Origin of the sequence: [Flexibacter] sp. ATCC 35103 (assembly GCF_001975985.1) — a bacterium.
Taxonomy (GTDB): Bacteria; Bacteroidota; Bacteroidia; order Flavobacteriales; family Flavobacteriaceae; genus Flavobacterium.
Genome location: NZ_MTQF01000007.1, coordinates 1 through 22,090 on the forward strand (window position 1 = coordinate 1; position 22,090 = coordinate 22,090).

At 32.5% G+C, this 22,090-nt stretch carries 25 protein-coding genes, 1 tRNA gene and 1 rRNA gene; 16 read left to right on the forward strand and 11 right to left on the reverse strand.

Annotated features, from left to right (window positions below; all coding sequences use genetic code 11):
• Positions 1-57 precede the first annotated feature (57 nt).
• The 7 genes from rrf (at position 58) to BXU01_RS15125 (ending at position 4,667) form a co-directional block, all read left to right on the forward strand.
• Positions 58-167 (forward strand): 5S ribosomal RNA (rrf, locus tag BXU01_RS15095).
• A gap of 574 nt (positions 168-741) precedes the next feature.
• The gene (locus tag BXU01_RS15100; RefSeq protein ID WP_083693987.1) at positions 742-1,305 is read left to right on the forward strand and encodes a Crp/Fnr family transcriptional regulator; all 564 of its coding nucleotides are present in this window, start codon (positions 742-744) and stop codon (positions 1,303-1,305) included.
• A gap of 66 nt (positions 1,306-1,371) precedes the next feature.
• A complete protein-coding gene (lpxA, locus tag BXU01_RS15105) occupies positions 1,372-2,142 on the forward strand; it encodes an acyl-ACP--UDP-N-acetylglucosamine O-acyltransferase (RefSeq protein WP_083693988.1) in 771 nt (256 codons plus the stop codon).
• A 120-nt stretch (positions 2,143-2,262) separates the two neighbouring features.
• Entirely contained in the window at positions 2,263-3,069 is an 807-nt protein-coding gene (locus BXU01_RS15110; RefSeq protein WP_083693989.1) for an SDR family oxidoreductase, read from the forward strand.
• Between the two features lie 13 nt (positions 3,070-3,082).
• Positions 3,083-3,388 carry a hypothetical protein gene (locus tag BXU01_RS15115; protein WP_083693990.1) on the forward strand — a complete coding sequence of 102 codons (306 nt, stop codon included), beginning with the start codon at positions 3,083-3,085 and terminating at the stop codon, positions 3,386-3,388.
• Between the two features lie 44 nt (positions 3,389-3,432).
• Entirely contained in the window at positions 3,433-4,347 is a 915-nt protein-coding gene (locus BXU01_RS15120; protein WP_083693991.1) for an AraC family transcriptional regulator, read from the forward strand.
• Between the two features lie 2 nt (positions 4,348-4,349).
• Entirely contained in the window at positions 4,350-4,667 is a 318-nt protein-coding gene (locus BXU01_RS15125; RefSeq protein WP_083693992.1) for a 30S ribosomal protein S15, read from the forward strand.
• Between the two features lie 149 nt (positions 4,668-4,816).
• On the opposite strand, the gene BXU01_RS15130 is transcribed toward BXU01_RS15125, so the two are convergent.
• On the reverse strand, positions 4,817-5,215 hold the full coding sequence (locus BXU01_RS15130; RefSeq protein ID WP_083693993.1) for a glyoxalase/bleomycin resistance/extradiol dioxygenase family protein: 399 nt from the start codon (positions 5,213-5,215) through the stop codon (positions 4,817-4,819).
• A gap of 129 nt (positions 5,216-5,344) precedes the next feature.
• Between BXU01_RS15130 and BXU01_RS15135 the strand changes: the two genes are divergently transcribed.
• Together BXU01_RS15135 and BXU01_RS15140 are read left to right on the forward strand one after the other, a co-directional pair.
• Positions 5,345-5,914: a Crp/Fnr family transcriptional regulator gene (locus BXU01_RS15135; protein ID WP_083693994.1), complete on the forward strand. Its 570-nt coding sequence runs from the start codon at positions 5,345-5,347 to the stop codon at positions 5,912-5,914.
• Positions 5,915-5,992: 78 nt separating this feature from the next.
• Entirely contained in the window at positions 5,993-6,730 is a 738-nt protein-coding gene (locus BXU01_RS15140; protein WP_083693995.1) for an SDR family oxidoreductase, read from the forward strand.
• Positions 6,731-6,815: 85 nt separating this feature from the next.
• Here BXU01_RS15140 and BXU01_RS15145 read toward each other — a convergent pair whose 3' ends face one another.
• Complete coding sequence (locus BXU01_RS15145) at positions 6,816-7,229, reverse strand: helix-turn-helix domain-containing protein (RefSeq protein ID WP_083693996.1); 414 nt, start codon at positions 7,227-7,229, stop codon at positions 6,816-6,818.
• Between the two features lie 185 nt (positions 7,230-7,414).
• Between BXU01_RS15145 and BXU01_RS15150 the strand changes: the two genes are divergently transcribed.
• Positions 7,415-8,356: a GyrI-like domain-containing protein gene (locus tag BXU01_RS15150; RefSeq protein WP_083693997.1), complete on the forward strand. Its 942-nt coding sequence runs from the start codon at positions 7,415-7,417 to the stop codon at positions 8,354-8,356.
• A 172-nt stretch (positions 8,357-8,528) separates the two neighbouring features.
• Here the strand turns inward: BXU01_RS15150 and BXU01_RS15155 are convergent.
• Together BXU01_RS15155 and BXU01_RS15160 are read right to left on the reverse strand one after the other, a co-directional pair.
• A tRNA-Val gene (locus BXU01_RS15155) sits at positions 8,529-8,606 on the reverse strand.
• 178 nt (positions 8,607-8,784) lie between these two features.
• Positions 8,785-10,011 carry a folylpolyglutamate synthase/dihydrofolate synthase family protein gene (locus BXU01_RS15160; protein WP_083693998.1) on the reverse strand — a complete coding sequence of 409 codons (1,227 nt, stop codon included), beginning with the start codon at positions 10,009-10,011 and terminating at the stop codon, positions 8,785-8,787.
• Between the two features lie 130 nt (positions 10,012-10,141).
• Between BXU01_RS15160 and BXU01_RS15165 the strand changes: the two genes are divergently transcribed.
• Both BXU01_RS15165 and BXU01_RS15170 read left to right on the forward strand, forming a co-directional pair.
• Positions 10,142-10,837 carry a MotA/TolQ/ExbB proton channel family protein gene (locus BXU01_RS15165; protein ID WP_055091669.1) on the forward strand — a complete coding sequence of 232 codons (696 nt, stop codon included), beginning with the start codon at positions 10,142-10,144 and terminating at the stop codon, positions 10,835-10,837.
• 3 nt (positions 10,838-10,840) lie between these two features.
• A complete protein-coding gene (locus BXU01_RS15170) occupies positions 10,841-11,236 on the forward strand; it encodes a biopolymer transporter ExbD (RefSeq protein WP_026983008.1) in 396 nt (131 codons plus the stop codon).
• Between the two features lie 464 nt (positions 11,237-11,700).
• Here the strand turns inward: BXU01_RS15170 and BXU01_RS15175 are convergent, their stop codons facing one another.
• The 3 genes from BXU01_RS15175 to BXU01_RS15185 all read right to left on the reverse strand — a co-directional run bounded on the left by BXU01_RS15175 (position 11,701) and on the right by BXU01_RS15185 (position 14,851).
• Positions 11,701-12,603: an energy transducer TonB gene (locus BXU01_RS15175; protein WP_083693999.1), complete on the reverse strand. Its 903-nt coding sequence runs from the start codon at positions 12,601-12,603 to the stop codon at positions 11,701-11,703.
• Between the two features lie 303 nt (positions 12,604-12,906).
• Entirely contained in the window at positions 12,907-14,133 is a 1,227-nt protein-coding gene (locus BXU01_RS15180; protein WP_055091664.1) for a Glu/Leu/Phe/Val dehydrogenase dimerization domain-containing protein, read from the reverse strand.
• A 142-nt stretch (positions 14,134-14,275) separates the two neighbouring features.
• Positions 14,276-14,851 (reverse strand): chalcone isomerase family protein, encoded by a 576-nt coding sequence (locus BXU01_RS15185; protein WP_083694000.1) that lies wholly within the window; start codon positions 14,849-14,851, stop codon positions 14,276-14,278.
• Positions 14,852-15,335: 484 nt separating this feature from the next.
• Between BXU01_RS15185 and BXU01_RS15190 the strand changes: the two genes are divergently transcribed.
• From BXU01_RS15190 to BXU01_RS15205, 4 genes are all read left to right on the forward strand, one after another.
• Positions 15,336-16,478, forward strand: coding sequence for an acyl-CoA dehydrogenase (locus tag BXU01_RS15190; RefSeq protein ID WP_055091661.1), 1,143 nt, complete (start codon positions 15,336-15,338; stop codon positions 16,476-16,478).
• A 143-nt stretch (positions 16,479-16,621) separates the two neighbouring features.
• Positions 16,622-17,599, forward strand: coding sequence for a M28 family peptidase (locus tag BXU01_RS15195; RefSeq protein ID WP_083694001.1), 978 nt, complete (start codon positions 16,622-16,624; stop codon positions 17,597-17,599).
• 35 nt (positions 17,600-17,634) lie between these two features.
• Positions 17,635-18,312 carry an SDR family oxidoreductase gene (locus tag BXU01_RS15200; protein ID WP_083694002.1) on the forward strand — a complete coding sequence of 226 codons (678 nt, stop codon included), beginning with the start codon at positions 17,635-17,637 and terminating at the stop codon, positions 18,310-18,312.
• 97 nt (positions 18,313-18,409) lie between these two features.
• A complete protein-coding gene (locus BXU01_RS15205) occupies positions 18,410-19,012 on the forward strand; it encodes a SprT-like domain-containing protein (protein ID WP_083694003.1) in 603 nt (200 codons plus the stop codon).
• An 87-nt stretch (positions 19,013-19,099) separates the two neighbouring features.
• Here the strand turns inward: BXU01_RS15205 and BXU01_RS15210 are convergent, their stop codons facing one another.
• The 4 genes from BXU01_RS15210 to BXU01_RS15225 all read right to left on the reverse strand — a co-directional run bounded on the left by BXU01_RS15210 (position 19,100) and on the right by BXU01_RS15225 (position 22,086).
• Complete coding sequence (locus tag BXU01_RS15210; RefSeq protein WP_056246106.1) at positions 19,100-19,861, reverse strand: ABC transporter ATP-binding protein; 762 nt, start codon at positions 19,859-19,861, stop codon at positions 19,100-19,102.
• Positions 19,861-20,607, reverse strand: a complete 747-nt coding sequence (locus BXU01_RS15215; RefSeq protein WP_055091648.1) for an ABC transporter permease — start codon at positions 20,605-20,607, stop codon at positions 19,861-19,863. The genes BXU01_RS15210 and BXU01_RS15215 overlap by 1 nt, the downstream gene beginning before the upstream one ends.
• 78 nt (positions 20,608-20,685) lie before the next feature.
• Positions 20,686-21,534 carry a glycosyltransferase family 2 protein gene (locus tag BXU01_RS15220; protein WP_083694004.1) on the reverse strand — a complete coding sequence of 283 codons (849 nt, stop codon included), beginning with the start codon at positions 21,532-21,534 and terminating at the stop codon, positions 20,686-20,688.
• Positions 21,535-21,558: 24 nt separating this feature from the next.
• A complete protein-coding gene (locus BXU01_RS15225) occupies positions 21,559-22,086 on the reverse strand; it encodes a methyltransferase (protein ID WP_083694005.1) in 528 nt (175 codons plus the stop codon).
• Between the last annotated feature and the right edge of the window lie 4 nt (positions 22,087-22,090).

Below are 22,090 nucleotides of genomic sequence, written 5' to 3' on the forward strand. Positions count from 1 at the left end.
CACAAGTTATAATTAAGAATTAACAATTAAAAAGTTGCCTAAAGCAACTAACGACCGTAAGGTGGTTATTGCGGCGGGGCTCACCACTTCCCATCCCGAACAGAGTAGTTAAGCCCGCCTGCGCAGATGGTACTGCAGTTATGTAGGAGAGTATGTCGTCGCCTTTCTTTTTAAAAACCCTGATTCAAACGAATCAGGGTTTTTTGTTTTATAAAATATTGTAATTACCTGTGGGTACCAATGGTTATCGGAAGGCTACGCACTTCTTTTAAGAATCCCCATCATTTGTCTGATGGGATTTTTTGGTTTATCAAATTCCAATCCTCAGTTTTTGGCTGAAAAGAATACAAACTACTTGGAATTGTCAACCAATATAAATTTCCGGGATACATAAAATTGCGTTAGGGATGGAAGCGGTATCCTTTTGCGATACTCTGTATTTCCGGCAAAGCCTCACCTAAAAATCCTCTCGCAAAAGATTTAGCTTACAAACCGACCCAAAGGGAAACGCCCAAAATATTATTTCATAAATAAAAGATGCATGTAAAGTTTGATTCGCTGTAAATCGCATTTATTTTAATTTTTAGCTTCTACCAGTAATTTTAAAATATTTAGAATATCAAAAGAAATTTATAATGGTCTTAAAGCGATTTAATTTCTTTACTTGAATTTGTGTCTTGCAATTTTAAAATTCATTCTTAAATTGTATTTAATAAATTTGTTTGAGCAATAGTTTAAATTATGACCGAGTTATTAAGTACAATAAATAGCCTGCAAGTTTTGGATGAGAAAACAGAACAAGCAATAAAAAAATATTTTGTAGAAGAAAAGTTTCTGAAAAATCAATTCATTATTTGTGAAGGTAAAATAAGTTCTAAAATTTATTTTATAAAATCAGGCTTGATTAGAAGATTCAGTTTACAGGACGGAATAGAAGTTACAAAATGGATCTACACCGATAATCAGTTTGTTACATCGTTGAGTAGTTTTTTTGAGCAGAAACCTTCTTTTGAAAGTTTTCAGGCTTCTGAAGATACGGTAGTATATTCTTTATCGTATCAACATGAACAAATATTATTAGAATACCCTTTGTTTTCTAAGTTTCATATTAAATTACTCCGACTTTATCTTTCCAGACTAAATGAGTTTCATCACTTCTACACTTCAATGACTGCTCAGGAAAGATATTTTTATTTGTTAAAATCATTGCCTCAAATTGTTTTGAAAGCAAAATTAAAAGATATTGCTTCTTTAATTGGTGTTAGTCCTGAGACATTAAGTAGGATTAGGGCACAAATTAATTGACTTTAGATCAATAAATGGGGTTTTATTCTTTTCAATATTTGTATCCTAATTAAAATATACAGGAAATTGAAAAATATTATAATTGATAAGAAAGCTATAATTGGAAATAACGTTAACATCGGGAATTTCACAACTATTGAAAGTGATGTAATAATTGGTGATAACTCCTGGATTGGCAGTAATGTGAATATTTTAAACGGTACAAGAATTGGCGAGGAATGTCATGTGCATGCTGGAGCTGTTTTAGGAGGTATTCCTCAGGATTTAAAATATAAAGGTGAATACACTTTCTTGGTAATTGGAAATAATAATATTGTTCGGGAATTTGTTACTATCAACAAAGGAACGTCTTCAAAAAATAATACTATTATTGGTGATGGTAATTTAATTATGGCAAATACACATATTGGTCATGATTGTCTTATTGGTAATAATTGTGTTGTTGGATTTAATGTTGGTATTGCGGGTGAAGTTACTGTTGGGGATTGGGCGAATATTAGTGGTTTAACGGCTATCCATCAGTTTTCGATTATTGGTGAGCATTCTATGATTAGCGGTATGAGCCGCGTTGTGAAAGATGTTCCTCCTTATATATTGGCATCACGTGAACCGTTGTCTTATTGCGGTCTAAATTTTACAGGATTAAAAAGAAGAGGTTTTCAAAGCGATAAAATTAATGAGTTGAAAGAAATATATCGGATCATTTTTCAGGAAAAAAGAAATATTACTAATGCTTTGAATTTAATTGAAGAAAATTTTGAACAAACAATTGAGCGTGATATTATTATAAAATTTATTAAAAAATCGACAAGAGGAATTATAAAAGGATTTTCTTGATTCAGATTTTAAGATAAAAACATGCTATATGGTCATTTTGGCTAATAGAAGATCCAAATAGGCTACATTTCGCAGTGCTCTTATTTGGATTTTTGCATTATAAATTTAAACAATTAAAAAATGCAAAAGACAATTTTTATTACAGGCGCTTCGTCAGGTTTAGGGAAATCAGCAGCAAAATTATTTCACGGCAAAGGTTGGCGTGTAATTGCGACAATGCGTAATCCTGAAAAAGAAACCGAATTAAATAAACTTAAAGATGTTATTATACTTCCTTTAGATGTTACGAGTTTAGATGAGATTATTTCAATAAGTAATAAAGTTATCAATTTATATTCGGTAGATGTTGTCATGAACAATGTTGGTTATGGTTTAATTGGAGTTTTAGAATCATTGAACGATGAGCAAATTCAGCGTCAGATCACGACTAATTTACTTAGTGTTATTAGAGTTTCAAAAGCCTTTATTTCTCACTTTCGTGAAAAAAAGGATGGTATGTTTATTAATATTACTTCTACTTTTGGGTTAATGGGATTTCCTACCTGTTCGATTTATAGTGCTACAAAATTTGCTATAGATGGTTTTTCAGAAAGTATGGCATACGAATTAGCTCAGTTTGGGATACAAGTAAAGATTGTTGCGCCTGGAGGAATGCAAACTGATTTTGCTGTGCGATCAATGGAGTTGGGCAAACATGATGCTTATGAACAATTAACTATGGAAGTGAGTAAAGGTTATAGTGCTGAACAAATGGCTAATTATACTAAAGTAGAAGATATTGCTCAAATTGTTTTTGAAGCTGCGACTGATCATAAAAATAAATTAAGATATGTAGCAGGTAATGATGCTATTGACTTATACAATCAACGCTTAAAAGAAGGAACAGAAGTACAGGTTCAGAATATAAAAACAATGTTTACTTTTTAAATTTTTTATTAAGATGAAAAAACAGGCTATAGAACTTACTACTTTTAAATTAAATGATTTTACATTTAAACAATTTATTGAGGCCAATAAAGAGGTAGATGAATTTTTGAAAAAACAAAATGGATTTATTTCCAGAAATATCTCGGAATTAAAAAAAGGTTTTGTGTATGATCTTCTTGTATGGAAAAGTGTAGAGGACGGAACGAATGCCATGCATAAATTAATGACAGAATTACACAATTCTCCTGTACACGATATGATTGATCAAAGTACAGTAAGCTGGAATATTGCGCCAATTGAACATTTTGTAAGTTTGTAAAAATAAGAGTTACCGAAATCACAATAATTATTCAATTTTATATAATGAAAAATCAGCCTAAAATATTTCATACAATATCAGAATTGCATGTTGCAATGGGGCAGCCAAAACCGATGCATCCGCTTATTAGTATTTTAAATTATGGTGAAGCTATTTTTGATCCAAAGGATTTTGAGCAAGGAATTATTTTAGATTATTATAAGATATCTTTTAAAACCCATTTTAAGGGAAAACTTAGATATGGTCATGGCTTTTACGATTTTGAAGAAGGGGGAATGTCTTTTGTATCACCTGGACAAATTTTAAAAATGCAGGATGAAGAAGCTGATTATAGTGGAATGTCATTAAATATTCATCCGGATTTTATTCGTCCATACTCATTAAACAGTAATATAAAAAAGTATGGATTTTTTAATTATTCTGCTTCTGAAGCCTTGTATTTGTCAGAGAAAGAAAAAGTTACTATCCTGGGCGTTTTTACTTCGATTCAGAATGAGCTTAACGAACGAATAGATAATTTTAGTCAGGATGTAATTATTTCACAAATAGAGCTTTTGCTTAATTACAGTAATCGTTTTTATAATCGGCAATTTATTACAAGAAAAGCTGTAAATCATGATTTGCTTTCTAAACTGGAAAATATAATAAATGATTATTTTGATGAGGAAAAAACTTTGGTAAATGGAGTTCTCACGGTTCAGTTTTTAGCACAAGAACTGAATTTATCTTCAAGATATCTAAGTGATTTGCTTCGTAATCTTTGCGGTCAGAATACACAACAATTCATTCACGATAAATTAATCGAAAAAGCAAAAGAATATATTACAACAGGAACATTATCAATATCTGAGATTGCTTATAAATTAGGATTTGAACACCCTCAATCTTTCAATAAATTATTTAAGAAAAAAACAAATAGCAGTCCTGTCGCATTCAAAGAATCATTTTATAAAAATTAAATATGGCAATAGATTTTGAACAATTAAAACAACGTTCCTTAAAAATAAGAGAAAGTTACCACGAGCTTGAGCGCACACATCACGGCAGCGAATGGAGTATTGAAGAAGATGCACTAGCTTTTTTGACTGATGCCGGTTTAGTTGGTCGTCATGTTATGTCGCAACAAGGGCGATGGCCAAAAGAAAATACCAAACAAGAATTGCAGCACAAACTTGGAGAATCAATTTGGTGGCTGACGGTTTTGGCAGAAAGAATGAATATTAATATTGAAGAAGCTACTGAGAATTTTTTAGATAATACAGAAAAGTTATTTATTTAAAACATAAAACCTCTAAAATCATTTGACTTTAGAGGTTTTTGCTTTTTTGCTATTTTTCTCCTTTTTAAATTTTCCGTCTTTGGTTTTAGGTGAAATTTTGTTTGTTAAATCTACATCGAGATCTTTGTAATCTTGATATACTATGTTTTTTACTGATTAAATTTGGTAATTGCTTCTGTACTAACTGGCGTAAAAAAGTTAATCAAATTACCATCCGGGTCACGAAATAGTAACGAACGATTTCCCCAAGGCATTGTTGTAGGTTCCTGAACAATATCGCTTACAAAATTTTTAATTCTCTCATATTCATGATCTACATTTTCAACACGAAATTCTAGAATTACACTTTTATTATTTTCAGGCTGAGCAATCGCTTCTCTAAAAAAGCTTAATGTTTTTGTGCTTCCAATTGCCAAAGTCGACGAACCTATTTTTATTTCTGCAAAGTCTTCTGTATACCAAATCGCTTTAAAATTAGTTGTATTTTCTAAAAATTGAACCAAACGTTTAATGTCGGCAGTAATAATTCTTAACGATGTTAAATTCATAATTATATTTTTTAATTGTTTTATTAGTACAAAAATAAAATGACGTTGTGACAAGAGTATGTCAGTAGTATTTAACTTTTTTTGCCAAATGACAAAACCTTCAAGAAAAACTTTGAGTAACTTGCAGCTATGAAAGAATTTATAGAATACATATTGCAATTTGGCAATTTAAATCAACAGCAAATTGATTTGATTTTGAAAAAAGCAAATATACTTGAACTTCAAAAAGACGAATATTTTTCTGAGGCTGGAAAAGTTGCTCAGCAAGTAGGTTTTGTTTTAAACGGTATTGTAAGGGTTTGTTACTACAATAATAAAGGCGAGGAAATCACTAAATATTTTATTGATGAAAATAATCTGGTAGTTGATTTGGAAAGTTTTGAGAATGAAATTCCGTCAACGGCCTATGTCCAGGCCATTACAGATACTACTATTATGGTTTTTTCTAAAAAAGACTGGAAAGAACTTTCTAATACTATCGTAGGTTGGGATGCTATAGTGCATAAAGTTGTCTCAAGGGCATTAATGCAAAAAGTAGAACGAAGAAGTCCGCAGATCTCAGAAGATGCAACTACTCGTTACCTGAAATTTTTAGAAATTTATCCTAATGTTGTCAATCGCGTTCCGCTTTCTTTTGTTGCCTCTTATTTAGGTATTACACAATCATCATTGAGCAGAATAAGAAAAAATATAAGCTAAGTCGCTTTTTGTCAAATGGCAAATGATTTCATTTTTAAATCCATGACCTTTGTTTTAATAATTTAAAAAATAAGAAAAATGAAGTCAGTATTAATTACAGGAGCAAATAGAAGCATTGGTTTAGAACTGGTAAAAGAACTTTCTAAAAAAGGATTATTCGTTTATTTAGGAGCGCGTGATCTTGAAAAGGGAAAAACTGCAGTAAAGGAGTTAACCGCAAACGGATATGAAAATATCAAAGCAATTAAAATAGATGTTACAAAATCCGATTCTATTTTGGCTGCGAAAAACATCGTTCAAAACGAACAGGGAAAATTAGATATCTTGATTAATAATGCAGGAATCAGTGGAGCGTTACCACAAAATGCATCAGATACATCGATAAAAGATATTCAGGAAGTATTTGATACAAACTTTTTTGGTGTTATTAGCGTTACGCAGGCATTTTTAGAACTGCTTAAAAAATCAGATAATCCAAGAATAAGTAATATTACGTCCGGACTTGGATCTTTGACTTTGCACAGCGATCCTAACTGGAAATATTATAATTTTAAATCATCAAGTTACGGAACATCTAAAGCAGCATTAAATGCATATACAATTAATCTTGCTTATGAGTTAAAAGATTTGCCATTTAAGGTAAACGCAATTGATCCGGGTTACACTGCAACAGATTTTAATCATCATAACGGTCCCGGAACAATTGAAAGTGCAGCTGCTTTTATCATTAAACATACACTTACGGATGAAAATGGACCAACGGGGAAATTTTTCAGCAACGATATCGAGGATGAAACAGAGATAAGTCCTTGGTAATATATAGATAATATTAAATTAAAAAACTCCTTAAGTTCTTAAGGAGTTTTTTGCATTATAAAATGATATGTTTTTTATAAAAGGATTATTTCCCGTTTAATAATTTTTCTAAATATTCAACTTTGTCTTTTTCAGCCTGCACTAAACGTTCGTATAGTTTTTTATTTTCTTCGTAAGATTCAACTAACTTATCAAGCGGATGAAACGTACATTGATGATTATTATTCCCAATAGTTCCCTGACTATTATCGTAGAAATTATTAAAATAACTAATTGCGGCTTCGTCAGAGAAATTTTTAAGCGCTTCCAGACTTACTCCTAAGGCTTTTGCTACAGGAATAAGTTTGTCATCATCGATAGATTCACTGTTTTCCAGTGCAGAAATCGTTTGCTGACTCATGCCCAAAGCTTGTGCCAATGCTTCTTGTTTCATATCTCGAAGTTCACGAATTCGGCTAATTTTTCGCCCAATGTGATTTGATTTTGTAATTGTGCTCATAATTCAAAGATAATGTTAAGGGTAATAACAAACAATATATAAAAAACATATTTAGCATTGTACGATACCATAAAAATGATTTGGTGCGCTATAAACTATTGCTTATTATATAAAACAAAAGTACGATTTTTGAGACATGGAATATAATTTTAATTTTACCTTCGCAAAAATACACATCCAACTTCATGACAAAAGAAGAATCTATTAAGGAGTATTACTTTAGGATCAATAAGAGTATTGATTATATAAAAGAAAATCTTCATGAAGATTTATCGTTAGAGAAACTGGCTTCGTTGTCTAGTTTTTCAAAATTTCATTTTCATAGAATTTTTAAGTCGGTAACCGGAACTACAATAAATGAATTTATTAGGAATGCAAAAATTGAAAGAGCTCTTTTTTTCCTGATGAACAATCCTTCAAAAACAATTCATGAAATTTCTATTGATTGCGGGTTTTTAAGTATTTCTTCTTTTTCAAGAAGTTTTCGTGAAGCTCAAAATACTACGCCAAGCGAATGGCGTAAGCATTACAAAAATAGCAATATTGGTATAATAGATAGCAATATTGGACAAATCCAGACCAAGATCGAAGATTACCTTGCACTCAAATTAAATAATTTAAAAAATAACGAAATGAGTGCAACAATGAAAATTGATTTTGAAATCAAAAAACTGGAAGAATTTAATGTCATTTACATCAGGAATCTAAATGTTCATAACCATGATAGTGAAACATTTGGTAAAATGTTTGATCAGCTTTTTAGTTGGGCGGCTCCAAGAAATCTAATCCATTTTCCTGAAACCAAAGCATTGACTGTTTATCGAAGCAATGCTAATTTAGAGGGAATGCTTCAGGCTGATGTTTGTTTATCTGTTCCGGATAACATTGTTGGGGAAGGTTTAATTGGTAATACGAAAATAAGTGGCGGATTATATGCTGTTTTTCATAAAGAAGCGCCAATGTCTGAATGTTTTAAAACCTGGAATTATATTTATGATGTTTGGTTTGAAGAAAATGGTTATCAGCCTGATAATAGAAATTTCTTTTTAAGTCATTTAAACGATCCTAAGTCGCATCCTGAAAACTTACATATCATAGATATTTATATTCCGATAAAATTGCTTTAAGAATAATGAGATTTAGAAACTTAATAGGAATAACAACTAAATTCAAATTTAATGAAATTATCATTTTTGATCCTGTTCTCTTTGAATAAAGGATTCAGACTAAATTTTACAATCAAATACTCCTAAAAAAATTGTAACAAAAAAAAACTCCTTAATTTCTTAAGGAGTTTCTTGGTGGGCGATGAGGGGTTCGAACCCCCGACCCCCTCGGTGTAAACGAGGTGCTCTGAACCAGCTGAGCTAATCGCCCTATTTTACTAGGTTGCTATCGTTTGTGATTGCGAGTGCAAATATAAGCCACTTTTTCAGTTCTGCAAACAAAACAAGCTAAAAATTTAAAGTTTTTTTAAAGTTTTTTCTATCTCGTTGTAATTGAATTTATTATAGAACAAGTTTTTTTAGTCTTTTTCAGACAATTTAAAAATCTGCTAGTTTAATGGCAATTCGGCAACAACAAAAGTACTTCCTCCAACATAAATAAAATCGTTTTGAGACGCATTTTGCTTCGCAGCAAAGAAAGCTTTTTCTACTGAGTCATATTTTTTCCCTGATAAATCATGTTTTTTAGCCGCTTCTTTTAAAATTTCAGTGTCTAAGCCTCGAGACGAATCAGGTCTGCAAAAATAATATTGGGCATTTTTAGGAAAAAGAGGTAAAATAGAATCCAGGTCTTTATCGTTTACCACTCCCAGAACAATATGTAGATTCTCAAAAGTTTCTTTCTTAATCTGGTTCATTACAACCGCTAATCCGTGTTTGTTATGTGCCGTGTCACAAATGATTTTTGGTTTTTCGCCTAATTGCTGCCATCTTCCTTGTAAGCCCGTATTTTTTACCACTAGCAATAAACCGGACTTTAAACTTTCATCAGAAACCTTAAATTCATTTTGAGAATTTAAAACGGCAATAGTTTGCTGAACAGTTTTCTTATTATGAAATTGATAATCCCCAATTAAGTCTGATGGAAAAACTTCGGAAACTAAATCTGAAGCAAAAAATATTGGCGCTTTGTTTTCTTCGGCTTTAGCTAAAAATACAGGCTGAGTTTCCGGAGTATATTCTCCAATAACAACAGGAATATTTGGTTTTATAATTCCGGCTTTTTCACCTGCGATTAGTGCTGGAGTATTGCCTAAAAACTGAGTATGATCTAAATCGATATTCGTAATAACAGAAACCAATGGAGTAATTATATTCGTAGCATCTAATCTTCCGCCAAGACCAACTTCGATAATTGCAATATCTACTTTTTGAGCTGCAAAATAATCAAACGCCAAACCTACAGACATTTCAAAAAAGCTCATATCATTAGCTTCAAAAAAATCTTTGTGTTTTGCTATAAAATCACAAACAAAATCTTCTGATATTTCCTGACCATTAATTTTAATTCTTTCCCTGAAATCCTTTAAATGAGGAGAAGTATATAATCCAACCTTATATCCTGCTTCTTGCAAAACCGAAGCCAGCATATGCGAGGTTGATCCTTTACCATTTGTTCCCGCAACATGAATGCATTTTAGCTGATTTTCCGGGTTATCAAGATGCGCCGTCAATAATCTAATATTGGTCAAATCTTCTTTATATGCTGATGCACCCTGAAGTTGATACATAGGGAGTTGATTAAACATCCAATCTGTGGTTTCCTGATAGTTCATGTATTTGGATAAAATAGTTGTTGATTGAAATAATTTTCGTTTTTTTTAGTTTTATATTACAGCGAAAATTATCTTTATTGCAAATTTCAAATATTTTTTAGAATTAATTATTAAAAACCAGAATTAATATATGTTTAGTTTTATTCAATTACAAACAGATACCATTGCAAACGCCGCATCTAACGTAGTTATCGAAAAAATTGCACCAAATACCGAAATCTCAGTTTTAGGATTCATCTTAAAAGGAGGTTTTTTCCTGATCCCGATCGCTATTTTATTATTCTATACTTTTTATGTTATTATAGAACGTTATCTATATATCAGTAAAGCCTCTAAAATTGATGCCAGATTAATGCAGGATGTTGGAGATAAATTAAATGCCGGAAATATTGAATTGGCCAGAACAATTGTAGAAAGAAGCAATACTGCTGCCGGAAATATCTTAAAAGAAGGTGTTTTAGTTATTGGAAGACCAATTGCTGAAATTGAATCAAATATGGACCGTGCTGCCGATATTGAAATTGGTGAAATGGAAAGACGTTTAGGTCACCTTGGACTTATTGCCGGTATCGCACCAACATTAGGTTTTATTGGAACCATTTCTGGAGTTATCAAGATTTTCTATAGCATCTCGGTTACTGAAAATATTAGTATCGGAAACATCTCCGGAGGTTTGTACGAGAAAATGATCAGTTCCGGTTCTGGATTAATTGTAGGTATTATTGCTTATAGTGCTTACCACTTATTGAACGGAAAGATTGATGATTTTGCATTAAAAATCCAAAAACAAATATTAGAATTTGTAAATATAATTCAAAGAGCATAAGGTATGTCTATTAAGAGAAAAAGAAGATTTCATGCCGAAGTAGCCACTTCATCATTGAGTGATATTATGTTTTTCCTGCTGTTGTTTTTTCTTATTATCTCAACACTTGCAAATCCTAATGTGATCAAGATGACTTTGCCAAAAGCGAAATCAAATGAAAAGACAAATAAACAACTCATCAGTTTATCAGTTACCGAAGATAAAAAGTTCTACATCGACAAAGAACCCGTAGATTTTGAGAACCTGGAAACAAGTTTAATGTCAAAAATAGGAGCAGATAAAGAACAAACCGTTGTAGTTCGAATTCCGTTTAATTTGCAAGTACAGGATTTAGTCGATGTACTGCAAATAGGAGTAAAGAACAATTTGAAGTTTGTAATTGCTACAAGTCCGAAGTAAAATTATCATTAGGGCGTGACCACAATAAAAAAATGGGCCAATCAGCATAACGTTGATTCGCCCATTTTTTTATTCCGGTCGGGCTATTCGCGCTACTTCGGTAGCATGCTTCTATCCCTCACGCAAAAAAAAAGAGAGCATAGAATAAAGAGTATAGAAGCAAGAAGCAAGAATAAAGAGGATAGATTAAAGAAAAAGTAGCCATTTAGTATGTCCTTGCGAGGAACGAAGCAATCTCACTAATAAAGAGATATAACGTAATCTTGTCATTTCGAGCGAAGGGAGAAATCCTCGCGAGTAGCTCGACAAAGATTGGTGCTTTTAGTAAAGGAGTTACTCGTGTGATTCTCGCTTCGCTTGAAATTACAAACAAGACGAAACAAAATAAATAAACATTAAAAAAGGCTTTCTGAAATATTTCAGAAAGCCTTTTTCTATTGGTGTAAATTCGTGAAATTTGTTTTTTAATCCAGACTAAAATTATAAATAATTTTCCCTACTTGTTTTGCAGGTGCATTATCATCAGCATCCCATTTGGTATTCAAGGCTGCAATTTTTGCCTGATCCAGTAAACATCTAGCTGTATTTGTCGTTCCTTTTATTCCTGCAGTTGCGCTTATTGTCTTTCCGTTCTGATCTACTGTAACTTCTACGACTACTTTTCCTTCTTCATTACAAGTATATTTTGGTGCAGGTTTAGATAAAGCTTTACGACCGTTTAGAGAATAACCTGATCCTCCGCCAGATCCTCCACCACTTCCGGCTCCATAACCGCTTCCTGTTCCAACTCCATTTCCTGTGCCGTTTCCTCCGCCTGTTCCGCCACCAGAACCTCCAGTGCCGTAATAACCGCCTGAACTTAAACTTCCGCCAGCTTTTCCTTTATTTCCTGCAGCTTTATCATCTCCATCACCGCCTTTGTTTGATCCTTTTAAAATACTGGACAAAGCATCGTTTGTAGAATTAGAAACTTTTGGTTTTTCAGGAACTGGTTTTGCTTCCGGTTTTACAACGGGTACAGGTTTCTTCGGTTTTTCTTTTGCTGGAATAATGACGTCTTCTGCAGTAGTAGCGGTATTTTCTTGTGTTATAATCGCTTCTTCCGGAGTTGTTTTTGCAGGGGTTTGTTTCGTTTCGTTTTTAACATTCAAAACTTCACTTTTATAATTTGCCCCAGATCCTAAATCACTATCTCCAAAATTCACCGTAACGCCACCACCGCCACCGCCTTCAGCAAGTGCCGCATTATTTTCAGGATTGTAAGGAGGCCAAAAACGTATGAAAAATAAAAGTAATAGCAATACAGCATAAATAGCCGTAGAGATTAATAATGATTTTCTTTTATCTGAAGAATCCGTAGAAGTCATTTTGATTCTGAGTTTTGTAATAGTATTAAATAAAAACGTTTAAAAGTAGTAAAAATTGTTTAGAAACAAAGGGAGAATTTTACCGCAAAGTGCGCAAGGATTTACGCAAAGTTCGCAAAGCTTTTTTTTAAATCTCGCAAAGTCGCAGAGTCGCAAAGAAAAACTTAAAAAAGAAAAACTTTGCGACTCTGCGACTTTGCGAGAAATAAATTAGCGCACCTTGCGTAAATCCTTGCGCACTTTGCGGTTAAATAAAAAAGCGAGCTAAAATTTAGCCCGCTTAGAATTGAAGTAAAAAGAAAATTATACTAATTGTTTCAATGCAATCTCAAAAGCAGTTGCACTAATATTTGTTTTAGACGGATTTAAAGCGTGAGCTTTTACAATCGCATTTTTTATAATTTCTGATGTATCATTAAAAATAGCTTCATCTGTCATTTGTACTTTTTTCTCCATGAAATAAGCAAAAACCCTTGCCATTCCGCAGTTTGAGATAAAATCCGGAATCAAACTTACTTTATGATCTACTTCTTCCATAATAGAACCAAAGAAAATTTCCTTGTCAGCAAAAGGTACATTCGCACCACAAGAAATCACTTCCAGTCCGTTGGCAATTAAACTATCAATTTGAGTTTGCTGTACCAATCTTGAAGCGGCACAAGGTGTGAAGATTTCAGCACCAATTGTCCATATTTTTGAGTTGATTTCTTCAAACGGAATCATATTATCAGCAACCAATTTATTACCGTCTTTATTTAAGAATAACGTTTTAATTTCTTCAAAAGAAAAACCTTCTTCTTTAATTAATCCGCCATCGCGATCAATAATTCCGATAACTTTTGCACCCATTTCAGCCAGGTAAAAAGCAGCAGCAGAACCTACATTTCCAAAACCTTGTACGATTGCTTTTTTGCCTTTTATATCTCCTCCATAAGTTGCATAAAAATGACGTACAGCTTCGGCAACGCCATAACCTGTAATCATATCTGCAACAGTATATTTTCTGGTTACATCAGGTGAGAATTTAGGATTTTCGATTACCTTGATAACACCTTGACGCAATTGACCAATTCTATTAATTTTATCAGCTTCTGTTGGTTTAAAATGCCCATTAAAAACACCTTCCTGCGGATGCCAAACACCACATTCTTCTGTCATTGGGATAACTTCGTGGATTTCATCAACATTTAAATCTCCACCAGTTCCGTAATAACTTTTTAATAAGGGTGAAACCGCTTTGTACCAACGTTGCAAAACGCCTTTTTTACGAGGATCATTCGGGTCAAAATTTATCCCGGATTTTGCGCCTCCAATTGCAGGTCCGGAAACTGAAAATTTAACTTCCATTGTTTTGGCCAGGGACAAAACTTCATTCATATCTAATCCTTTTCTCATTCTTGTTCCTCCACCTGCAGCTCCTCCGCGTAGTGAATTAATAACAGTCCAGCCTTCGGCTTCTGTTTCAGAATCTTTCCAGTTAAAAACAATTTCAGGTGGTTTATTTTCAAATTGTTGTAATAAATCTTTCATTTTGTTGAGATATGTTTAGTTTGCGTAAAAGTATAAAATAGAATAATGCGAATAATGTATTATGCGTCAATTTTTATTAAACAAAAAAAGAAAGCCGAAAACAGTACGTTTTCGGCTTTAGAATATTTTTTTTAAATGTAAATTATATTCCTAATAAATGTTTTTTCAAAGTATCGTCTACTGGTTTATCAGAAAGCCAGATTCCGAATAATGCTTTTTTGAAATCAAATCCTGAAACTTTTCCTTTCAAAACTTCATTTTTATATACATTGATAGTTTGATCAAGTGGATTATAACCTAAAACAAAAACATCTTTTTCTGTAATTGCATCACTTAGTAATTTTTTAAATTGTTCAATTCTTGGTCTTAATTCTTCAAGATTGCTTCCTGCAGATTTTTCGAAACCGGCATTCATTGCTTTTGTCAATTTGTTTGAGGATACCATTGATGATGTGATTTCAATTCGAATCGCCATTTCAGTATCACTGTCAATAATAAATTGAGGATCCTGACTTAATTGAGATAAATATAAGGCCTGAACATAAACTTCGAGCCACATTTTAGATCTTCCACCAGCTCCGTTAAGCTGCAAAGTTTTACCTTGAAATTCAATTTTTCTAGGAACAGTAACACCATTTACCTCCAGTTGAGTCTGGGCTGAAACGGTAGAAAATTGTATGCTTAAGAGGAGAGTAAGTAATAGTAAAATCTTTTTCATGTTCTGTCAATTTTATAATTTTTAGGCAAAAATAATGTTAATTTATCAATTAAACCTCGTTTTTTAATAAGTTTTTTTTTCTTGCTTTCTTATTCTTTCATGCGTATTTAATTAATAATCAAATTAGTAAGAGTAGTTTTACGTGCTTTTTTGGGTTTTAAGATTTGTTTAAGGTTTTTGAACTTATGATTGGTATATAATTTTTGATTTTCATCATTTTTATGCCCTATTTATATTCTTAAAATTTAAAGAAAACGTTGCAAACTTACTGCCTCTATTGCTAAATTTCGTTATTATTACGAAAACGTTATCGTAATTGTTGCTGATCTATTAAATTTATATGCATGCATTGTTATTTCCAGTTTTAAAAATTATCTTTGGGAGCCTTTTTCAAGGAAATAAAACAATTCAAAAAACAAAAATAACCATCTGTTAAACCTTCTTTTTTTAATTTGGTATACAGAAAACAATAAAACACATAACTATGGATTTCAATCTTACCGAAGAACACTTAATGATACAACAAGCAGCAAGAGATTTTGCTCAGAACGAATTGTTGCCAGGTGTTATTGAACGTGACGAAAAACAAATTTTTCCAACGGAGCAAGTAAAAAAAATGGGACAATTAGGATTCATGGGAATGATGGTTGATCCTAAATACGGAGGAAGTGGTTTAGATGCCATTTCGTATGTAATTGCAATGGAAGAAATTTCTAAGGTAGATGCATCTGCTTCTGTAGTTATGTCAGTAAACAACTCATTAGTTTGTTGGGGTTTACAAGAATATGGAACGGAAGAACAAAAACAAAAATATTTACCAGGTCTTGCTTCGGGAGAAATTCATGGAGCATTTTGCTTAAGTGAGCCGGAAGCAGGAAGTGATGCAACTTCTCAAAAGACTACTGCAATAGACATGGGAGATCATTATTTGGTAAATGGTACAAAAAACTGGATTACGAACGGAAATACAGCATCTGTTTATTTGGTCATTGCTCAAACGCATCCTGAAAAAAAGCATAAAGGAATTAATGCTTTGATTATGACTAAAGATATGCCTGGTTTCTCTGTTGGTCCAAAAGAGCAAAAAATGGGAATTCGTGGTTCTGATACACACTCTTTAATGTTTAGTGATGTAAAAGTTCCTAAAGAAAATAGAATTGGAGAAGACGGTTTTGGATTTAAATTTGCCATGAAAACGCTTGCCGGAGGACGAATAGGAATTGCATCTCAAGCATTAGGAATTGCATCTGGAGCTTATGAACTGGCTTTAAAATATTCGAAAGAACGTAAAGCTTTTGGTACAGAAATCTGTAATCACCAAGCAATTGCCTTTAAACTGGCAGATATGGCAGTAAATATCGAAGCAGCCCGTCATTTGTGTATGAAAGCAGCCTGGGATAAAGACCAACAAAAAAACTATGACGTAAGCGGTGCGATGGCAAAACTATTTGCGTCGCAAGTAGCAATGGATACAGCTGTTGAAGCAGTACAGATTCATGGCGGAAATGGTTATGTAAAAGAATACCATGTTGAGCGTTTTATGCGTGATGCAAAAATTACGCAGATTTATGAAGGAACTTCAGAAATTCAGAAAATTGTAATTTCAAGATCCGTTATTGCAGGATAATTTTAGATTTAATTGTATATAAAATACCCTTTCAGCTTTTTTGCTTTGAAAGGGTTTTTTTATGATTATTTTTTTTAAATTTCAGGTTCTTGTTTTAAATCAATAATTTAGCTTTCTATCTGTCTAAAATAACAATCATTTTTATGAAAAAAATATACTTTCTTTTCCCAATTGCTTTATTTGCCTGTAAGTCAAATCCAACGGCGGTAAGTGAAAAAGCTTCAGTGGAAAACCTTAATCCCGTTGAAATCAACTATAAAGTAGTACAAAATGATGTTTCGGATTTTTTGAAATACCTTTCTTCAGATGAATTAGAAGGTCGTGAAACCGGAACTAAAGGAATTGAAAAAGCAGCAGTGTTTTTAGAAGATTTTTTTAAGAAAAATAATGTAAAACCTTATTTCTCATCTTACCGTGATACACTTACAAATTTTAAAACCCCGGCCTATAATATTGTTGGGTTTTTAGAAGGAAGTGATCCGGTTCTGAAAAACGAATTTATTGTTTTGAGTGCGCATTATGATCATATTGGTGTATTAAAAAAACAACAGCCGGATGTTATTAATAATGGTGCAAATGATGATGCGTCAGGAGTGACAGCTGTCGCGGAAATGGCAAAATATTTTAGCGTGACAAAGTCTAATAAAAGAAGTATATTATTTGTATTTTTTGCGGGAGAAGAAAAAGGATTGTTGGGTTCTAAAAGTTTAGTACAAAAACTAAAGAAACAAAACTTTAATTTATACACACAATTAAATATCGAAATGATTGGTGTACCTATGAAACGTGATTATCTGGCTTACGTTACCGGTTTTGATAAATCGAATATGGCTCAAAAAATAAATGAATATACAGGTAAAAAGACGATTGGTTTTTTGCCTAAAGAAGCCGAATATGAGTTGTTCTACAGATCAGATAACTATTCTTTTTATGAAGTATTCAAAAAGCCTTGTCAGTCTATAAGTACTTTTGATTTTGAGAATTTTGATTTTTATCATCATGTTTCAGATGAATTTAAAGTAATGGATGTTCCACATATAACTTCTTTTATTCAGGAGTTTTTACCAGCAGTGACTAAAATTGCAACTTCGCCAACAGAAGAAATTACAATGAATAAATAACCAATCGTTTTGTTTGATTTGCTTATTTTTGTTTTATGAAAAATATTATTGTTACCGGAACCAGCAGAGGAATTGGTTACGAATTAGCATTGCAATTTGCTAATGCAGGACATCAGGTTCTTGCCATTTCAAGAAAAATACCTCAGACACTTTTACAACACCAAAATATTACTTGTCTTTCAATTGATTTGGCAGATGAAAGTGCTTTGCAGGAAGTAGATAAGTTTTTATCATCGACTTGGAAAAAAGTAGATGCAGTTGTTCACAATGCCGGAGCTTTATTATTAAAACCTTTTGCAGAAACTACTCAGGCTGATTTTGAAAGTATTTATAAAGTAAATGTTTTTGCTGTTGCAAATCTTACCAGAATTTGTTTACCATATCTTCAAAGAGGAAGTCATGTCGTTACAATAAGTTCAATTGGCGGTGTAAGAGGAAGTCTTAAATTTGCTGGATTAGCAGCTTATAGTTCCAGTAAAGGAGCGGTAATTACCTTAACAGAATTATTAGCCGAAGAATATAAAGAACAAGGAATCTCTTTTAATGTTCTGGCTTTGGGTTCTGTTCAAACCGAAATGCTAAATGAAGCTTTCCCAGGTTATCAGGCGCCAATTTCTGCTGACGGAATGGCAACATATATTAATGATTTTACTCTTAACGGAAATAAATATTTTAATGGGAAAGTGTTAGAGGTCTCGTCAACGAATCCTTAATTTCTTATAAATTATTAATTGTCAGGCTGAGCGGAGTCAAAGCCATTTTGTTATTTCATTTGATTAAAAAAAAGATACTTTATAACTCATAATTATTTTGAACGAAACACTAGCAAGATATATACCGGAACATGCTGTAAAGCCTGTATTTGATTTGATTGTTGCCAATCAGGTTCATCTTAAAATCGTAAATGAGCGCCAAACGCGTCATGGAGATTATAGGAGAGGACCAAGTGGTAAACATGAAATAACGGTGAATGCTAGTTTAAATAAGTATCGTTTTTTGATTACGTTAATTCATGAGATTTCACATTTGGTGGCATTTGAAAGGTTTGGCAGACAAATAAAACCGCACGGAAATGAATGGAAACTTACCTTTCAGCGAATGATGATTCCGTTTATTCGTCCGGAGATTTTCCCGGGGCAATTATTGCCTTTATTAGCGAGGCATTTTAAGAATCCTTCAGCAAGTAGTGACACAGATACCACTTTGTCTCTGGCTTTAAAACAATTTGATGCGCAAAACGATAAAAATTATGTTTTTGAAATTCCTTACGGGAGTGTGTTCCGAATTAAAAATGGAAAAATATTCAAGAAGTTGGCAGTTAGAACCAAACGTTTTGAATGTATCGAAATAAGTTCAGGAAGAACTTATTTGTTTAATCCAAACGCTGAAGTTGAATTGATAAATTCGAATTAAAGACTGTTAGATATTCCAAATAAAAAATCCAAATTCCAATACTGATGCAGTTGGAATTTGGATTTTTTATTTGGAATCTTAAAAAGCTTATCCTTTCAAATATGCTTCTCTTACTTTTTTAAACAGGTTTGATGAGTACACAAACTTCACGATATCTTTATTGTCTGTTCTAAAGATTTCTTCTTTAGTTCCCTGCCACGCTTTTACTCCTTTTTTCAAGAAAACAATGTTTTCTCCAATTTCCATTACCGAGTTCATATCGTGCGTATTGATTACGGTTGTGATATTGTATTCTTCAGTAATTTCTTTAATCAAATTATCGATCAATGTTGAAGTATTTGGATCTAAACCTGAGTTAGGTTCATCACAAAATAAATATTTTGGATTATTTACAATTGCACGGGCAATAGCCACACGTTTTTGCATACCTCCGGAAATTTCAGAAGGTAGTTTCTTATGCGCATCAACTAAGTTAACACGTTCTAAAACAAAATCAACGCGTTCCTGAATTTTAGCTTTGTTATCGTTAGTGAACATTTTTAAGGGGAAAGCAACATTTTCTTCAACAGTCATTGAATCAAATAAAGCACTTCCTTGAAAAACCATTCCAATTTCAGTTCTTAATTCTCGTTTTTCATCTGGATTTAATTCTGAGTAAACTCTGCCGTCAAATTCAATTGTTCCTGAATCCGGTGTGTGAATTCCTAATAAGGTTTTTAATAAAACTGTTTTTCCGGATCCACTTTGTCCTATAATTAAGTTGGTTTTTCCGGTTTCAAAAACGGTCGAAACCCCTTTTAAAACTTTACTGTCACCAAATGATTTTTCTATGTTTTTTACTTCTATCATTATCCTAATAATAATTGAGTTAATATATAATTAAAAAGAATAATACAAACAGATGTCCATACAAATGATACTGTACTTGCCTTACCAACTTCTAATGCTCCACCTTTCATGTAATATCCGTGAAAAGACGGAATTGTAGCCAATAACATTGCGAATATTAAGGTTTTAATAAAAGCATATGTAATATGAAACGGAATAAATTCCATTTGGGCACCCTGAATGAAATCCTGACTAGTCGAAAATCCTCCATATGCACAAGCAAGCCATCCACCAAAAATACCCAGGAACATACTGATTCCAATTACAAATGGATACATTAATAAGGCTACTATTTTTGGAAAAACAAGATAGTTTAATGAATTAACACCCATAACTTCCAATGCATCAATTTGTTCGGTAACACGCATTGTTCCGATACTGGAAGTAATGTATGATCCCATTTTTCCGGCCATAATCACCGAAATAAAAGTAGGGGCAAACTCCAGAATTACAGATTGACGTGTAGCAAAACCAATTAAATATTTTGGAATTAAAGGATTAGTTAAGTTTAATGCAGTTTGAATAGCAACAACTCCACCTATAAAAAAAGAGATAAAGCAAACGATGCCAAGGGAGTCGATTATTAAATCATCGATTTCTTTGAAAATCAATTTTTTCATAACAGGCCATTTAGTCTGTTTATTAAAAATTTCTTTCAGCATTAAAAAATATCTTCCTATTTGAGATATATAACGAATTAGCATCATAGTTTTAGTAATATTGGCTAAATTAAGGATTAGTTTACAGTTTACAGTTTCCGTTTACAGTTTTTTAAGTTTTAAAAACTAAAAAAGCTTCTGTTTCATCTTCTGAAAACGATAATTTCTAATAAATTTAGCTTGTTCGGGTGTAACTAATAAAGGTGTTTTGTTTTTTTTTGCTTTCCAGAAGCCTCTGATATAGTCAAAAAACAAAAATGGTTTTTTCTTCATCATTGCCAGCTTTGCTGATGCAATTGCTGTAATCATGAAACCATATCCAAGGGTATAAAAAGCTTCTCCTTGTTTATAACGTGCTGTTTTGTTGTAATTCGCACCTGTTGGTTTAAGATGTTTTACATGTAAAGAAGAATCAGTAATAATTTTCCAATCATAGTATTTACAAAACAATTCATCTACCGTGTCCCAGCCCATAGCAGGTTTTAAACCTCCAATTTGCTGATAAGTTTCTGCACGATATGCTTTCAGTGCGCCACGAATATGATCTTTATCGGTTAAGTTTTCCAAAATCCAGTCGCCATTTTTTTCGATGTAACAAAATCCTCCAACCATTCCAACTTTAGGATCAGATTCAAAATGTTTTATAATGGTTTCAAAATAATTAGGAGGAAAAATTAAATCCCCATCTATTTTTACAATAATATCATAATCTGAATCCAGCGTTTCGAAACCTTTCTGAAAAGCCTGAATTACTTTGCTTCCCGGCATGTGAATCGCATCCGAAGTTTTGTTTACAACTGAAATAAACGGATTTTCCTTTGCAAATCCCAATACAACTTCTTCTGTTTTATCAGTTGAATTGTCATTTACAACAACAACTTTTGATGGCAAAACAGTTTGTGAAACCAAGGATTGAAGCGTTAGACCAATAAGGTCTTGTTCGTTATGCGCGGGAATGACGATATAATATTTCATAAAATAATTATGGATTGTAAATTATTAATTATGAATTTTCTCTGCTACAACAATATAGTATCTTGGAGTAAAATATCTTAATAAAGGTCTGAAGCCAAACTTTTTTACAGGATGTGTAAATTTTTGGCGATCGGTTATTTTCCAGCCTGTTTTTTCTAAAAGCCAGTCTAATTGCCAATCTTCAAATTCGTGATAATGTCTGTCCCACATATCAGTTTTTGATCGATATGCCGGTGAAAACCATAAGCGTAATGGAATTGAAATTAACAATTTATCACATTTTACGTTTTGTAAAATAGTATATGGATTTAGCAAATGTTCGAAAATTTCGAATGCAGTAAAAACGGTATATTCTTCGGTTTGTAGCGCCCTTTGATCGTTATCTAAATCTTCGCCTTTTGTGTTTTTTACGGTATAACCGTTTTCTTCCATTATTTTAGAAAATGGATTTGGAACACCAAAATCAAAAATAGTTTCTGATGTTTTAACGTGTTTTTGTAAAAACTCTAAGGTAAGTTTGAATCTTTTATTCGGAAACGTTTTTTCGTACATAGCG

Coding starts and splice junctions, on each gene's coding strand:
- BXU01_RS15210 (WP_056246106.1), bottom strand. CDS start 19,861: ATGATAGAAGTAAAAAACATAGAAAAATCATTTGGTGACAGTAAAGTT.
- BXU01_RS15145 (WP_083693996.1), bottom strand. CDS start 7,229: ATGAGCACAATTACAAAATCAAATCACATTGGGCGAAAAATTAGCCGA.
- BXU01_RS15195 (WP_083694001.1), top strand. CDS start 16,622: ATGAAAAAAATATACTTTCTTTTCCCAATTGCTTTATTTGCCTGTAAG.
- BXU01_RS15110 (WP_083693989.1), top strand. CDS start 2,263: ATGCAAAAGACAATTTTTATTACAGGCGCTTCGTCAGGTTTAGGGAAA.
- BXU01_RS15165 (WP_055091669.1), top strand. CDS start 10,142: ATGTTTAGTTTTATTCAATTACAAACAGATACCATTGCAAACGCCGCA.
- BXU01_RS15175 (WP_083693999.1), bottom strand. CDS start 12,603: ATGACTTCTACGGATTCTTCAGATAAAAGAAAATCATTATTAATCTCT.
- BXU01_RS15190 (WP_055091661.1), top strand. CDS start 15,336: ATGGATTTCAATCTTACCGAAGAACACTTAATGATACAACAAGCAGCA.
- BXU01_RS15100 (WP_083693987.1), top strand. CDS start 742: ATGACCGAGTTATTAAGTACAATAAATAGCCTGCAAGTTTTGGATGAG.
- BXU01_RS15225 (WP_083694005.1), bottom strand. CDS start 22,086: ATGTACGAAAAAACGTTTCCGAATAAAAGATTCAAACTTACCTTAGAG.
- BXU01_RS15180 (WP_055091664.1), bottom strand. CDS start 14,133: ATGAAAGATTTATTACAACAATTTGAAAATAAACCACCTGAAATTGTT.
- BXU01_RS15185 (WP_083694000.1), bottom strand. CDS start 14,851: ATGAAAAAGATTTTACTATTACTTACTCTCCTCTTAAGCATACAATTT.
- BXU01_RS15220 (WP_083694004.1), bottom strand. CDS start 21,534: ATGAAATATTATATCGTCATTCCCGCGCATAACGAACAAGACCTTATT.
- BXU01_RS15135 (WP_083693994.1), top strand. CDS start 5,345: ATGAAAGAATTTATAGAATACATATTGCAATTTGGCAATTTAAATCAA.
- BXU01_RS15130 (WP_083693993.1), bottom strand. CDS start 5,215: ATGAATTTAACATCGTTAAGAATTATTACTGCCGACATTAAACGTTTG.
- BXU01_RS15115 (WP_083693990.1), top strand. CDS start 3,083: ATGAAAAAACAGGCTATAGAACTTACTACTTTTAAATTAAATGATTTT.
- BXU01_RS15215 (WP_055091648.1), bottom strand. CDS start 20,607: ATGATGCTAATTCGTTATATATCTCAAATAGGAAGATATTTTTTAATG.
- BXU01_RS15140 (WP_083693995.1), top strand. CDS start 5,993: ATGAAGTCAGTATTAATTACAGGAGCAAATAGAAGCATTGGTTTAGAA.
- BXU01_RS15160 (WP_083693998.1), bottom strand. CDS start 10,011: ATGAACTATCAGGAAACCACAGATTGGATGTTTAATCAACTCCCTATG.
- BXU01_RS15120 (WP_083693991.1), top strand. CDS start 3,433: ATGAAAAATCAGCCTAAAATATTTCATACAATATCAGAATTGCATGTT.
- BXU01_RS15125 (WP_083693992.1), top strand. CDS start 4,350: ATGGCAATAGATTTTGAACAATTAAAACAACGTTCCTTAAAAATAAGA.
- BXU01_RS15150 (WP_083693997.1), top strand. CDS start 7,415: ATGACAAAAGAAGAATCTATTAAGGAGTATTACTTTAGGATCAATAAG.
- BXU01_RS15170 (WP_026983008.1), top strand. CDS start 10,841: ATGTCTATTAAGAGAAAAAGAAGATTTCATGCCGAAGTAGCCACTTCA.
- BXU01_RS15200 (WP_083694002.1), top strand. CDS start 17,635: ATGAAAAATATTATTGTTACCGGAACCAGCAGAGGAATTGGTTACGAA.